Here is a 14,847-nt window from a genome sequence, read left to right as displayed (position 1 = left end):
TTGTTCACCTCGTCATCTTACAATACTTTATTCAAGAAATCTTGCGTCCGACTATTTTTCGGATGATCAAAAATTTCTTCAGGTGTTCCTTCTTCTTGAATGACGCCATCCGCCATAAAAATCACACGATCCGCAACCTCCTTGGCAAAGCCCATCTCGTGAGTCACCACCACCATGGTCATACCTTTTTTAGCTAAGTCCTGCATAACAGCCAATACTTCCCCGACCATTTCTGGATCGAGCGCTGATGTCGGCTCGTCGAACAACATCACATCAGGATTCATAGCTAGCGCTCGTGCGATCGCCACCCGCTGCTGCTGCCCGCCAGATAAACTAGCAGGATAACTGTCGGCTTTTTCCTTCAAGCCAACTTGATCCAACAAAGCCAACGCTTGTTCTTTCGCCTTTGTTGGGTCTTCTTTTTTAATTTTAACCGGTGTGATCGTCAAATTCTCTACAACACTCATATGAGGAAATAAGTTGAAGCTTTGAAATACCATTCCCATCTTTTGACGAATCTGATCAATATTGCTGTCAGGAGCCGTGATGTTCTGACCTTCAAAAAAGATTTCGCCAGAAGTCGGCTCTTCTAATAGATTCAAGCAGCGTAAAATCGTACTTTTCCCGCTTCCCGAAGGTCCGATGATTACCACTACCTCTCCATCTTTGACCTCAAGATCGATCGATTTTAAAACTTCGTTATCGCCAAAGCTTTTTGACAGTTGTTTTACATTAATCATTCAGTCCCATTCTCCTTTCAACTAACCCCAATAGACGGGAAATACAGAAGGTCAATACAAAGTAGATCAGCGACACAAGCACATATGGTAAGAACGGCTTGAAGCTGGCTCCTTGTACTACTCCAGTTTGGAAGATCAATTCTGATACCCCGATAACAGAAACGACCGATGATTCTTTGATGATCGTCACGAATTCATTCCCTAAAGCTGGTAAAATATTTTTGATTGCTTGCGGGAAGACAATATAGCGCATCGCTTCTTTTTGGTTCATCCCTAATGAACGCGCCGCTTCCATCTGACCTTTGTTGACCGCATTGATCCCAGCCCGAACAATCTCAGCGACATAGGCCGCACTGTTCAGCGAGACCGCGATACAACCAGCCAATAATTTCGACAAGTCTAACCCGATCACACCTGTTCCGAAGTACACGATAAAAATTTGCACCAATAATGGCGTTCCCCGAACGTACTCGATATAAATTACCGCGATAGCTTTCAAGATTTTGCTCTTGCTTAATTTCATTAAGGCTAACAAACTACCAATAACTAAGCCAAATAGCACACCGACAAAAGCCAATAAAATCGTATATTTCGCTCCATTTAAATAGTATGGTCCATATTTTTGCAAGAATGATTGTTCGTCTTGGAACATCAAATCATTGGCATCTTTTTGATAGTCTTTCAGCAAATCTTTGTCATTGATCGTTTTGATTGACGCGTTGACATGCTTTTTCAAATCCGGTGTGTTTTTTGACATGGCAATGGCTGTCACTTTTTCGCCTTGTTCAAATTTCACTGGTGCCAATTCCACGTTGTCACTCTGTTGAACGTACGCTTCCGCTACCGGTTGTTCTAATACGACTGCTTCAACCTTTTTGTTCAGTAAATTGTTGACTAAGTCCGGAACCTTTTGCAGCGAAGTTGGTTCTGCACCGGTCATTTCATTTTTAACTAAATCCTCTTGCGTTGTTTGCTTTTGCGCGCCAACTGCCAATCCGTTAAAATCTGCCGTCGTCTTGAATTTATTCTTGTCGCCCTTGCGAACCAAGACCTTCTGTTGAACAACAAAATACGGATCGGAAAAATCAACTTCCTTCAAACGTTCTTCCGTAATCGACATACCGGAAATAACTAGATCGATCTTTCCTGTTTTCAACGCACCTAATAAGGCATCGAAACCAAGCTCTTCAATTTTTAGTTTAACGCCCATGTCCTTCGCGATTTTTTCAGCGATCGACACATCAAAACCAACGATTTTATCTTTTCCATCCACATCCGCATGAAACTCATAGGGTGCATAGTCAGCCGATAATCCGACAACTAGCTCCCCGCTTTGTTGAATACGCTCGTAGATCGCATCTTTCTCTGCTCCTTGCGCTTTTGCCGGTAAAAAGCTTACTAACATCAGTAATACCGTGAGCAATGCTCCAATTCTCTTTTTCATCCATCCTGCTCCTTTTGAATAATAATATAAGTATATGAATAATTAAGGTATAAATATCCAAAAATCAACTTGCATTTATACTACCATAATAGCTATAATAAAAAAAGAATAATCTAAAAAAATGATGAAAGAAGTTTTATAATGACAAAACAATTGATCGTACGCGGTGCACCGCAAGAATATGAACTAAAAGCAAATGCTTGGGACTCATTGGAATCCCATCTTAATAGAAGAAAAATGGAGAATGTTCTCATTCTTCATGGAGAAAAATCCTGGAAGGCAGTAAAAGAGTATTTTCCAAAGCTATCAATAGCAAACACCTCTCATTATTATGGAGGACAATGTACCGATTCCGCAGCCGAATATTTTGCGTCTTTATGCAAAAAAGAAACGTTCGATGGTATCATCGCAGTTGGCGGTGGTAAAGTAGCAGATTTAGGAAAATTTGCCGCCTACAAAACCCAGCTTCCGATCATTATCTTACCGACCTTAGCAGCTACTTGCGCAGCTTACACGCCATTGAGTGTAGTTTACGATGAGAACGGCGTAATGTTGCGCTATGATATTTTCCCAAAAGCAAGCGATCTGGTGCTGATCGATCCGGAGATCATTTTGCACTCGCCTCGAGAATTAATGATTGCCGGCATTGGCGACACCTTAGCAAAATGGTATGAATCTCATGCAATCATTTCTCAATTAACCGTGAAACCTGTCGAAGTACAGGTCGCTGAATTTGCTGCAAAGAAATGCCGTGAAATTCTGATTGAGGAAAGCTCAGAGGCTTTATTGGCAATGGAGCATGAAAAAATCAATCAGGCATTTATCGATATCGTTGAGGCCAATATTCTATTAGCAGGTATGGTTGGCGGATTTGGTGATGAGTATGGCCGAACAGCCGGTGCTCATTCAATCCACGATGCCTTGACTGTCTTACCAGGCAGTCACCAGCAACTCCACGGAAATAAAGTGGCATACGGTATTTTGGTTCAATTAATGATCGAAAATGAGTTGGATGAAATCAAACAATTATTACCTTTCTATCAGCAATTAGACTTACCGACAAATCTAGCTGACATGAACCTGCATTTAACTGAAGAGGAATATCAAGCTGTCGCCGAACGTACGTGTACTCCAGGTGAGATGATTCACTTAATGAAGGAAACGATTACTCCAGCACTTGTGATTCAAAAAATGAAGGACTTAGAAGTATTGATGAGAAAATGAGAAAAAGGAACTTGCGAAATCCGCAAGTTCCTTTTTGGTCTAGTTCAGCAAAAAAAGTTTTAAAAAAAAGATACTCATGGAGCAAAGTATCTTTTAAAAAATTTTCCCGGTTCTTATGGCATAAATAGTTAAGGAAATTAGAATGAACAACGCCAACATTTCTAGTAAAAAGTCGGTGGTTTTTACTTCGTTTTTCGAAGTGTTCCTCTCTGGTTTCATTGCGCTATTAGGGCCCTCCTTACGTTTACAATGCAAGGATAACAAACCATTGGTATAGCTTCGTAACAATTCTTATTGAATTTAATTAGAATACTATTAGCTGATTCTAATTTAAACTCGCTTTACTTTCGAATAATTTATTTTGGAAATTTCTGACTATCAGCACTACACTCAGCAGCTCTATCACTTGAACTAACGGCACACCTGCTCCTGTATAGAAAAACATAAACAAATCCTTAGCATTTGGTGCCCAAGTGGAAAACCATGATACGCCAAACAGATATAAAAGATATGTCAGCAGCAAGCCTAAGCTGATAATCATATAATCGCCTAAGACTTTACGCCTTGCTTCCCTTTTGAAATACCCTGCCGTAAAAATCATCAACGCGCCTAAACTAACAAACAACAGCACAGGAGAAACGATTCGATACAGCCAAATAATTCCGCTGATGAGCAATACTAACGGCTTTGTCCGTTTCACTTCTGCGTTCATTCCTTTTTTAGTCGTCGGTAGCGTTTTGACATTCAGCAGCTTCAGAATCATCTTTGCCGGCTGGTTGGGCATAAAGAACGAACCGCTGTACCCTATCTGATAACTTTTGTAAGATGTCGCTTCAATGATTCCCGCACCTAGATAATTAAAAACTTTTCCCATGTCTTCAAGCTTCTTCCCATTGCTTTGTTTCGACACGAAGAACATTTTTTTCTGTTTCAGCTCACCAGATTTGAATGCTTCAGCTAGTTCCTGATTCATTTTTTTAAAGACTTCTTCATTTGCTCTGCCATTTTTGTACAAGCCCTCTCGCTGAAACATCTCCCGCAAGCCCCAAACAAACATGTCTCCCGGCAGCTCCTTATTTTGGACTGGCCAAACATCTGGCCAAATTGATTCCTTCAGCATCCAGTCAATCCCTTTATGGTACTTGGCAAAAGTCGGTGACACCTTTTGAGCTTCTGCAAATGTTTTTTTCGAGACCCAGATGCCGCTGTCCTCGGCAATTGATTTGGAATCATAACCGCTATTATCGATCCGGATTAGGTTCTCCGTCAGCTTAGCAAAAGACGTTTTGGTTCGATCATTAGTGGTAAAAATTCCATAGTGGTCCTGATTCATTTTGGAAATCAGTAGTGACTCCCCAAATGTAAAGAGCAAGGGAGCCATTAATAACAAAAGATTACTGATGATCTTTTTCTTGCTTGTTCCCTTCAGCATCAACCAAAAATTGCGCACCCATTCCTTCAATGTTGCTCCTGAAAGCCGTTCTGTCACAATGATCCCGAAAAATGTACAACCCGTTGCTACTATATAAAGAGGCATTATCCAAATTGAATCTTCCCGCAGATACCAAAAAAAGGGAAACGCAACGATCAACACAAGCGACCAAGGAATTCGTTTCTCGATTGTTTCTCTTCTGCGCAAATAGAGACCCAGAATCCCTGCCAAAACAAACAGCACTGATGCAAAAACTAAACTATTCCGATAAACACGCAGCGAAAAATCTGAGGTCAGCGTGGCTGGTGAATAAATTAAGAACAAGAAACCCAGTCCGCTTAAATAATTATTTTTAATCAATGGCGTCAGCGCCCTAACAATAGCAAAGGCTGCCCCTATATTAAACAAACACAAAAACAACGGATAAGGGATTTTTGAAAAATGATTCACAAGTAAAAAGAAAGTAAAAGATAGTCCTTTTGACAGTGTCCCGGTGTTATAAGTCCCCAACCATTTACCATCTAGAATGTTTAATGCCTGATTAATAGAAAGAGCATCATCATAGCCAGCTTGCATACTGACCTTGATTGGCATCATCACCGCGATAATACAGCGAAAAACAATCGCGAAAATAAAAACACCTATCAGTATTTTTCTCACTAACTCAGGATTGAGTTTAATCCGTTTTTTGATGTTCATAGTTTAGAAAAAGGAATAAAAGCGGGCAAGTTTCCTTCTGTCTCCGTTAAGAATTTTTGGAGCCATATCACATCATGCCATTGATCAAATTTATAGCCGATTTTAGGGAAACATGCGACCTTCTGGTAACCAAGCTTCTCGTGGAACTCTATACTGTCTTGATTGCCTCCCGTTATACAAGCTGTTAAGATCGCAACATTTTGTGCTCTTAAGGCCTTCTCTAGCGCTTGATACAATCGTTTCCCAGCACCATTACCCCGTTTTTCCCGATCAACATATACACTGACCTCCACTGCCCAATCATAGGCCGCCCGGTCTTTATACGCATGAGCATAAGCGTAACCTAAGATTTCTCCATTATCTTCGGCAACAAAATAAGGGTATGCCTGAACAGTCTCTCCTATTCGATCGGCAAAATCCTCTTCGTTAGGTACTTCATAATCAAATGTTATCGTGGTTTCTCTAACATAAGGCGCGTAAATCGCCACTAGTGCAGACGCATCCGCTGGTGTCGCTACTCGAATTTCAATCATCTTAGTCCCCCTCATTGTTCTCAATTCTATCACTCTGACAATTAAAAAAACACCCTCTCTAAAAAAGATACATCAAAAGTCCGAAAGGAGAAATCGTTTTGAAACTAAACAACGCTCAAACCATTCCTACACTTAGTTAACACGACGATGGTAATAATAACACCGAAAAGCCTCGATCATTCTTATCCTATACCGTTATATTTTATTTTTCCATAAATGACAGATAGCCAACGATATTTTAAATACAATTAGAATAAGATGGCAATTCTTTAAGTTTATCCTTCTTAGTTTTACCAGCTCCTTATGGTTATTTTTACGTAAGTATGCTTATATAGAAAGAGTGTTTCTTGATTGTCAGCTCTGCCTCACACAGTTAGATCGTTTTCAAGGTCAGTATGACAGTCGTTCTTGTTAGAACTAATAAAGAAAATGGTGCGCATACAAAAAATTGAGATTTATTCGTGGATCGGAATGTAAAAATGAGCCGTCTAGCGGAAAAAACAACAGGGTGAGAATCACGTTCATCTTTTATATAAAAAATGAAGTCGTTGAAATGAACTAGGAGGATATTATGGAACAGAATCAAGTGCCGGACAATCATACGAAAGAGTTGAGTTTGTTGGGGTTAAGTATGATCGTGATCGGCTCAATGCTAGGTGGCGGGGTCTTCAATCTACCCAGCAGCATCTCTCAATCAGCTGGCGTTATCGCCTCCCTACTGGCGTGGTTGATCACCGGGATCGGCGTTTTCTTTATCGCGAAAGTTTTTCAAACTCTATCAAAGGAAGAACCCGAGATCATTGGCGGAATTTATTATTATGCTAAAGATGGCTTTGGTGATTATATCGGATTCAACTCCGCTTGGGGTTATTGGTTGAGTAATATTATTGGTAATGTTTCTTTTGTCATTCTATTTTTAGATGCTTTAAGTAAGTTTATTCCTTCCATCGGCGGTTCCGGCGGCCAAATCGGATTATTTTTAGGAACGTTTATGATTTGGGGCGTGATCTTTTTGGTCGCTCGCGGGATCAAAACGGCTAGTTTGTTGAATACAATCGCCACAAGCGCGAAGGTTATTCCAATCTTATTAGCTATTTTTCTCTTATTCATTCATTTTAAATACCAAACTTTCTCAATGGATATTTTTGCTAAAAACATGATGCTGAATGGCAAACAATTAGGCAGCGTTCCAACACAAATTCGTCATGCCATGCTGCAAACGATGTGGGTCTTCGTTGGTATCGAAGGCGCTGTCGTCTTATCTGGTCGGGCAAAGCGGGCTCGCGATGTTGGTCGCGCGACTTTGATTGGCTACTCAACAACACTGGCAATCTATGTCCTGATCGTAATGTTGAGCTTCGGCTCACTGCCGCAAGAACAACTTGCTACTCTGCCAAGCCCTTCTTTAAGTGGCGTACTGCAAGCCTCTACCGGTGCTTGGGCCGGTAGTATGATCAATATCGGTGTGATCATTTCCGTTCTGGGAGCCTGGATTTCATGGACAATCTTAGCAGCGGAAATTTCTTATGATGCTGCCCAAGATAACATGTTTCCTGCATTTTTAGGGAAAGCCAATAAACAAAATGCGCCGGTGAATGCCCTAGTTCTGAACGGAGTCATTATGCAGATCGTCTTTTTGATCTCTCGTTGGGCAATGGATGCCTTCCAAGCAGTAACTGATACTGCAACAACAATGGTTTTAGTCCCTTACGTTTTATCTGCCGCCTTCTTATGGCAGATTGCTAAAGGAAAAAAGCACAAGGGACAGCAATTTTTAGCGATCGGCGGAATTGTTTATGGCGTCTACATGCTGTATTCATCCGGAATTTTGAACTTGCTCTATTGTATCGGGATCTACGCCTTAGGTTTTGTCTTTTGGTTGTGGAACAGTCATACTTATAAACGCCCCGTCTTTACAACAAAAAGGGACAAAATTCTTTTTTCAATTGTTACAATTTTAGGTGTAGTCAGCTTGGTTGTCTTTCTGATTCAATTAGGATAAAAATGCGACAGTGATAAAAAAATCACTGCCGCTTTTTTTATTAGATCAATTGCAAAATCATCGTAGCCAAAAGCCCTAGTGCGTAACAGCTGTTAAAGACAATCAGATTTTCTACTGACATCGGAAATGTTTTATCTTTGATTTGCTGCTTGGCAAATACCTTAGTTTGGGGAATCACTTTTACTAAACTGATAAAGGTTAGTAAGATCGGCCACTGATAAATACCGGCAATCAGACCAATAAGAATCACGCCATAACAGCTGTGCATCAAAACCTTGTATAATCTCACGCCCCACTCGCGCCCAATGTAAAACGGCAATGTATAGCGATGATTTTCAACATCCTGCTCCAAGTCGCTTAAATTATTGGCCAACATAATATTGGCAATCGTCAACATCAAAGGCAAAGCAGCCCAAACAATCGCTAAAACAGCGAGCGTATTTCCCGTGATCGCAAAATGATTAACATCTAGCTCTAAATAAAAGAGCCGCTGATCATAGGTATTTAGATAAATCGTGATCGCAAAAATCCCTAACCCTTCTGTTACACCGCTAAAAATCTCTCCTAAGGGCATTCGAGAAAGCGGGATTGGACCATATGTATAAAATATTCCGACAAAAAAGCATGCTGCCCCCATCGGCAACAACAGCCAACCTGTTTGTACGACCAATATTAATCCAACGATCGCCGCAAAGCCAACCAAACTAATAATGAGCCGTTGGATCTGTTTCTCTGATAAATTTTCTCGACCAATGATATTCTCTTCATATTTGTACTTATCCGACTGAGCCTTAATGAAATCCATATAATTATTGATAGCGGTGATCGCTAAATCGAAAGCAAACATCCCAAAAAAGAAAAAAAGTGTCTTTCCTGGATGAAAGGAATGGAAATATGTGTTTGTAAATAAAACGGCGATCACAAAAGGAAAGATTCCCGCAAATTTTGTGCGAATTTGCACAAGCTCAAAAAAATTCTCTCTACTCATTTTATTCTGATCCGCTTTTATCCTTTTCGTATTATCCATGACAACCTCCTAGCTAATTAATCTTTCTGATTTTGCTTATAAATGAGACCACCGCATAAAAAACTATGTGGTGGTCATGCAATTTGTACTTAACCAATCAATTGCCAAAACAAGGTAACCAAAAGTCCTAATGCATAACAGCCATTAAACGCAACCAGATTCTTGATCGACATCGCGAAGGTTTTACCTTTAATTTGTTTTTTTGTAAATATTCTAGTTTGCGGATAAACCTTCACTAAACTCATGAACGTCAAAAGAATCGGCCATTGATAAATTCCAGCGATCCATCCAATCAAAATTGCTGCGTAAGAGCTGTACATTAAAAGGTTGAATAGAATCACGGCGTTCTTTTTTCCTAAATAAAACGGCAGCGTATAACGATGGTTCGCAATGTCCTGCTCTAAATCACAAATATTATTCGCTAACATAATATTGGCGATCGTCGCAATCAGAGGTATCGATGCCCAAACCACGGCAAGTGCCGCCGTTGTGCTCCCTGTTAACGCGAAATGCTGCATGTCCAAATCCATGAAAAAGAGCTTTTTATCATACGTATTCAAATAGATTGTGATCGCAAATATTCCCAGTCCCATCGTCACACCGCTAAATACTTCCCCTAAAGGCATGCGAGACAAAGGAATCGGTCCAAACGTGTAAAACACACCAATGAAGCAGCAGGCACAGCCCATTATCAAAAGCAGCCAACCAGTTTGAACAGCTAAAGTAAGCCCCACAATCGCCGCAAAACCAATCAAACCAAAAATAATCATTACAACAATGCGTTCTGACAACTGATCTTTCCCAATAACATTTTCTTGATACTTGTATTCTTCAGAGTGCGCTTTGCGAAAATCCATATAATTATTGATTGCAGTCGTTGCCATATCAAAGGCAAACATACCAAAAAAGAAAAAAAGTGTTTTTCCCCAATGGAACGAATGAAAATACGTATTAGTAAACAAAACAGCAATCAAAAACGGAAACAAACTTGCTAGCTTGGTACGTATCTCTACTAAATCAAAAAAACTTTTTCTTGTCATCGCTTGCTCCCTACTTCAAATCCTTATCATTGCCCATTGTATAGCCAGCTTCCTTATTCAATTCAAAAGTATTCTTCAGACCGGAAGTGACATATACTTTATCTTCACGTGTCACAAAAATGGCTTCGGTATCCTTCAAACCTTCAACATAGTTTATTCCCTCTTTGACCCCCATTGAAAAAACTGCCGTCGAAAGCCCATCACCATCAATAGATTTCTTTGATACGATTGTGACTCCAGCGATGTCATTGTCGAATGGATAACCAGTCTTTGGATTGAATAAATGGTGGTATGTTTTGCCATCAACTTCCAAATAGCGTTCGTAGATCCCGGATGTCACTAGCGACATGTTGCTTTCAGGAACACTTCCTAAGACAACATTGCGAGCCTGGTTAGGATCCTGGATTCCAACAGTCCAGTCTTCTTTTTGATCCCCGCGAGGACTATGCCCCAATACATACACATTTCCCCCAAGGTCAATGATTGCCGCCGTGACTCCTTTTTCTTTCAAAACTTTTACAACTTCATCGGTGATGTATCCTTTTGCTATCGCACCTAAATCTAATTTCATTCCTTTTTCTTTCAAGTAGACTGTTTTATCTGTGTCATTGAATTCTACATCATGGTAATTAACCAATTTCAACGCTTGATCGATTTCGCTTTGTTCAGGCTTGCGTGCATCTGGAAAACCAATACGCCACATTGAAGTGATTGATCCGATCGCCATGTCGAAGCCGCCGTTAGAATCCCGACTATATTTATAGGCTTCCTTCAATAGATAATACATGTCATCCGTTACTTTGACTGGTTTTACACCTGCTTCCTTATTGATCTCATCAATTTCAGAACCATCTTCGTTAACAGTGATCTTGTCAGCCAATTCCTTCACTCGATCGAACGCCGGTTTCAAAGCCGCCTTTTTCCCATCATCGTAAATACGAATCTGGACATATGTACCCATCAAAAATTGTTTATCATCATAAGGTTTTTCATTTATTTTTGGTTTATCATTGCCGCAAGCAGTTAAAACAACTGCAATCAAACCAAGAACCATTAATAGTACACGTTTCTTCACGCAAATACTCCCTTTATCTATTCCAAATTTTGTCACCTTATCATAGCGTTTTTAAACATACTTTCAAAGTATTTTGAGAATTTTTTTTATTTTCGGCTAGCTCATGTTTGAAACAAATTTCGTACGTATACCCTCTTCGCGCATACGATTATGCTAAACAGTCTGATTGTTATATTGACTTCTCGTTGTTGATTGAATTCAAACACATTAATACTACACTCGCAACTAACTCATTTTGAATGGTGCATTTTTCTAAAAGCAGAAAAATGCCTCTATCTTCGTACGCATATCATTGCACTATACAGCTTGAGCGAACCTGCCAGTAAACAGTCATTTATCTCTTTAATTAAGCAAACTGCGAAAAGTGCAACTGACAAAAAAGAGCTGGGGAAACCCCAGCTCTTCCAAGATTCCCTGATAGGAAGGAATTAATTTTTAGTTACGATATTGTCTACTTGAATCGCTGTAGTGTTGCCTTTTTCAGCAGCATTGACTAATTGCGCAGCGTACGTTTGGAACACGTGTGAAGAATGTGTTGCACCAGTTACGACTTCGACATCCGCTGGAGCGCCTTTTTCAACTAAACCTTTGTTCAATTGTTCGATATATTCTTTAGGACCTACTCCGCTTTTAGCTTTCATATTCTTCTCGTAGTCAGCATCATCTTTTTTAGATTTTCCGTCTTTGTCCACCATATCAAAGTTTGATTCAGTGATCTTTCCGTCAGCCACTGTCATATTGAAAACTGTACGATAACCATTAGAATAGTTCTTTTCTTCTAATGTGTACGTACCATCTTTTAGAGCAGCACCATTGTCGATTTCGATTGTTTTTGTGTCGCCAGCTTGAGCAGCTTGAACCAATTGTTGTGAGTAATTTTTAAAGTTTTCACTTGAATGCGTTGCGCCAGTCACAACTTCAACTGCATCTGGATTTTGAGTTTGTTCTAAAGATTTATTCAATGCTGGGATATATTCTTTAGGACCAGTCTTGGTTTTTTCTTTCATACTTTTTTCGTAATCGGCATCTTTTTGTTTTGATTTTCCATCTTCGTTTAAGTAATCATAGTTCGATTTAGTAATCTTGCCATCTTTAACAGTCATATCGAAAACAACACGATACCCATTATCGTAATTCTTTTCTTCCAATTTATATGTGCCGTCTTTAAGATCTCCACCGGCTTCTTTTTCCGCTGGTTTTGCGGCTTCAGAAGAGCTTGCTGAAGAACTTGATGCCGTATCTTTATCATTGTTTCCACCACAAGCTGCTAAAGCCAGTGTAGAAAACGCTACCACCGCAAATCCTGATACTATTTTTTTCATTTTCATGATTTAACTCCACCTTTTTCTTTTTTTGTGATTCATTAAACAAGAATCATTCTAAATCACTTATTTAATTTTGTACATCATTTTTTATATTTAATCTATTTTTCTAATTAATTTATTAAAATAGAGGGTTCTTTAGTTTAAATTAATTCTAATAGACAAAAAAATAAACTATATGTATAATGAAATCGATTGTTCAGGCATTATCAATTTATTATTATTGTGCAGTCATTATCATTTAAAAGGAGCGGATTATCAATGGCACAACAGAAAATTGTCGTTGTAGGTGCAGGGTATGCAGGTGTTGCAGCAACGAAATTCATGGCCAAGAAGTTAAAAAAAGACGACGTTGAGATCACGTTGATCGATCGTCACTCTTACCATACAATGATGACCGAGTTACACGAAGTTGCTGGCGGACGGGTAGAACCAGAAGCTGTTCAATATGACTTGCAACGGCTTTTTGCCCGCAAGAAAAATGTTTCACTAGTAACAGATACTGTTATCGGCATCGACAAAGAGAAAAAAATCGTTAAAACAAAATTAGGCAAGTACCCATTTAATCAATTGATCATCGGTATGGGCGGTGAGCCAAACGACTTCGGGACTCCCGGTGTCAAAGAACACGGCTTTACCTTATGGTCGATGGAAGACGCGATCAAAATCAGAAAACACATTGAAGACACTGTGGCAAAAGCGGCACTTGAGCCGGATGAAGCAACTCGTCGAGCAATGTTGACCTTTGTCGTCTGCGGTTCTGGCTTCACTGGAATCGAGATGATCGGTGAATTGATGGAATGGAAAAAGGTTCTGGCCAAAGAACATAAATTACGTCCTGAAGAATTTACTTTGATGGTTGTGGAAGCCCTTCCGACTATTTTGAATATGCTTGATCGCAAAGATGCGGAAAAAGCCGAACGTTTCATGATGAAAAAAGGCATTCAACTAAAAAAAGGTGCTCCGATCACGGAAGTAACAGCGGATCATATTGTTTTAAAAGACGGCTCACAGATTCCGACAAACACCTTGATTTGGACTGCCGGTGTTAAAGGAACGACAGACGCGGCTGATTTTGGATTAGAGACAGCTCGTGGTCAACGTTTGTACGCCAATGAATTCATGCAAGCAAAAGGCTATGAAGACAAAGATATTTATATCGTCGGCGACTTAGTACACTACGAAGAAAACGGCGATGGCAAACCAACACCGCAAATCGTTCAAGCAGCTGAACAAACGGCTCACACTGCAGCTGCAAATATCGTCGCAAAAATCAAAAATACGCAAAAACATGAATTCAAGAGCAATTATCAAGGCTTCATGGTTTCTATCGGTTCTAAATGGGGCGTTGCCAACTTAATGGACAAAGTTCACTTGGCTGGCTTCATGGCGATCGTAATGAAACACATTGTTAATTTGAAATATTTCTTTGATATGCGTTCTGGATATTATATGTTCCAATACATGATGCATGAATTCTTCCACATCAAAAACGATCGCAATGTAACACGCGGACACTCTTCTCGTCACGGAAATGTTCTGTGGAGTGTCCCATTACGTGTATTTTATGGTTCAATGTGGCTGATTGAAGCATCAAAGAAAGTCGTCGGCGACGGCAGTTATTTGAATCCAAGCTCTTGGTTCGGCAACGGTTCATGGTTTACTGATAAAGTGGTCTTCCCCTTCCCTTGGTTACAGGAGCAAGTAACAACTGGAGCATCTGCGGCTGGGGCGCATGCAGCTGAAGCTACAACAGCGGCCACTGGAGCAGCTGGCGGAGCGACAGATGCGGCTAATGCTGCGACTCATTTTGGTCTCAGCTATGCTTTTGGTGAAAATCCAATGCCGGTCTTTGAAAAAATGCCTCACTGGTTCGCAAAAATTATGGAATTTATGATGCCGAATAGAGATGTTGCTTTGTTCATGCAAAAATTTATGACCTTTGTTGAGATCGGTATCGCTTTAGCATTGATCTTCGGTCTGTTTACTTGGCTGGCCAGCGCCGCAACAATTGGTTTGACCATTGTCTTCTGTTTATCAGGCATGTTCTACTGGGTCAACATCTGGTTTATCTTTGTTGCCTTTGCTTTGATGAATGGTTCAGGTCGTGCCTTAGGTCTTGACCGCTGGGTAATTCCATGGATTCAACGTACGGCTGGCAGATGGTGGTACGGTACACCAAGATCGATTTACGGAAAAGACAGTTCTAAGTAATTTGAACAATAAATGAAGGAAAGTTCTAAAGGGTTCGTTTCCCTCTTTAGAACTTTCTTTATGTTATGATAAGAAAAGATTCACGAACTAGACAT

11 protein-coding genes are annotated in these 14,847 nt (G+C 40.1%); 3 read left to right on the top strand and 8 right to left on the bottom strand.

Annotated elements, in window-relative coordinates:
• Nucleotides 1-17 precede the first annotated feature (17 nt).
• Nucleotides 18-740: an amino acid ABC transporter ATP-binding protein gene (locus tag IGI38_RS17855; RefSeq protein ID WP_438733044.1), complete on the bottom strand. Its 723-nt coding sequence runs from the start codon at nt 738-740 to the stop codon at nt 18-20.
• Nucleotides 733-2,184, bottom strand: a complete 1,452-nt coding sequence (locus IGI38_RS17850; protein ID WP_438733042.1) for an ABC transporter substrate-binding protein/permease — start codon at nt 2,182-2,184, stop codon at nt 733-735. The genes IGI38_RS17855 and IGI38_RS17850 overlap by 8 nt, the downstream gene beginning before the upstream one ends.
• Before the next feature lie 141 nt (nt 2,185-2,325).
• Between IGI38_RS17850 and IGI38_RS17845 the strand changes: the two genes are divergently transcribed.
• The gene (locus tag IGI38_RS17845) at nt 2,326-3,408 is read left to right on the top strand and encodes an iron-containing alcohol dehydrogenase family protein (protein WP_438733040.1); all 1,083 of its coding nucleotides are present in this window, start codon (nt 2,326-2,328) and stop codon (nt 3,406-3,408) included.
• A 325-nt stretch (nt 3,409-3,733) separates the two neighbouring features.
• Here the strand turns inward: IGI38_RS17845 and IGI38_RS17840 are convergent, their stop codons facing one another.
• Together IGI38_RS17840 and IGI38_RS17835 are read right to left on the bottom strand one after the other, a co-directional pair.
• Entirely contained in the window at nt 3,734-5,539 is a 1,806-nt protein-coding gene (locus IGI38_RS17840) for a hypothetical protein (protein ID WP_438733038.1), read from the bottom strand.
• Nucleotides 5,536-6,072 (bottom strand): GNAT family N-acetyltransferase, encoded by a 537-nt coding sequence (locus tag IGI38_RS17835; protein WP_438733036.1) that lies wholly within the window; start codon nt 6,070-6,072, stop codon nt 5,536-5,538. Before IGI38_RS17835 ends, IGI38_RS17840 begins: the two co-directional genes overlap by 4 nt.
• A 571-nt stretch (nt 6,073-6,643) precedes the next feature.
• On the opposite strand from IGI38_RS17835, the gene IGI38_RS17830 reads away from it, so the two are divergent.
• Nucleotides 6,644-8,074: a basic amino acid/polyamine antiporter gene (locus IGI38_RS17830; protein WP_438733034.1), complete on the top strand. Its 1,431-nt coding sequence runs from the start codon at nt 6,644-6,646 to the stop codon at nt 8,072-8,074.
• A gap of 40 nt (nt 8,075-8,114) precedes the next feature.
• Here the strand turns inward: IGI38_RS17830 and menA (IGI38_RS17825) are convergent, their stop codons facing one another.
• The 4 genes from menA (IGI38_RS17825) to pplA all read right to left on the bottom strand — a co-directional run bounded on the left by menA (IGI38_RS17825) (nt 8,115) and on the right by pplA (nt 12,544).
• Nucleotides 8,115-9,101, bottom strand: a complete 987-nt coding sequence (gene menA / locus IGI38_RS17825; protein ID WP_438733032.1) for a 1,4-dihydroxy-2-naphthoate polyprenyltransferase — start codon at nt 9,099-9,101, stop codon at nt 8,115-8,117.
• A gap of 89 nt (nt 9,102-9,190) precedes the next feature.
• A complete protein-coding gene (gene menA, locus IGI38_RS17820) occupies nt 9,191-10,141 on the bottom strand; it encodes a 1,4-dihydroxy-2-naphthoate polyprenyltransferase (protein ID WP_438733030.1) in 951 nt (316 codons plus the stop codon).
• 10 nt (nt 10,142-10,151) lie between these two features.
• Nucleotides 10,152-11,216: an FAD:protein FMN transferase gene (locus tag IGI38_RS17815; RefSeq protein ID WP_438733028.1), complete on the bottom strand. Its 1,065-nt coding sequence runs from the start codon at nt 11,214-11,216 to the stop codon at nt 10,152-10,154.
• Nucleotides 11,217-11,644: 428 nt separating this feature from the next.
• Nucleotides 11,645-12,544 carry an extracellular electron transfer flavoprotein PplA gene (gene pplA / locus IGI38_RS17810; RefSeq protein ID WP_438733026.1) on the bottom strand — a complete coding sequence of 300 codons (900 nt, stop codon included), beginning with the start codon at nt 12,542-12,544 and terminating at the stop codon, nt 11,645-11,647.
• A gap of 255 nt (nt 12,545-12,799) precedes the next feature.
• Between pplA and IGI38_RS17805 the strand changes: the two genes are divergently transcribed.
• On the top strand, nt 12,800-14,752 hold the full coding sequence (locus IGI38_RS17805; protein WP_438733024.1) for an FAD-dependent oxidoreductase: 1,953 nt from the start codon (nt 12,800-12,802) through the stop codon (nt 14,750-14,752).
• The last annotated feature ends 95 nt before the right edge of the window (nt 14,753-14,847 follow it).

Source organism: Enterococcus sp. AZ128, from assembly GCF_051714485.1.
Taxonomy (GTDB): Bacteria; Bacillota; Bacilli; order Lactobacillales; family Enterococcaceae; genus Enterococcus_A.
Note: the sequence above shows the minus strand (reverse complement) of the source record. Positions and strands in the feature narration are given on the sequence as shown.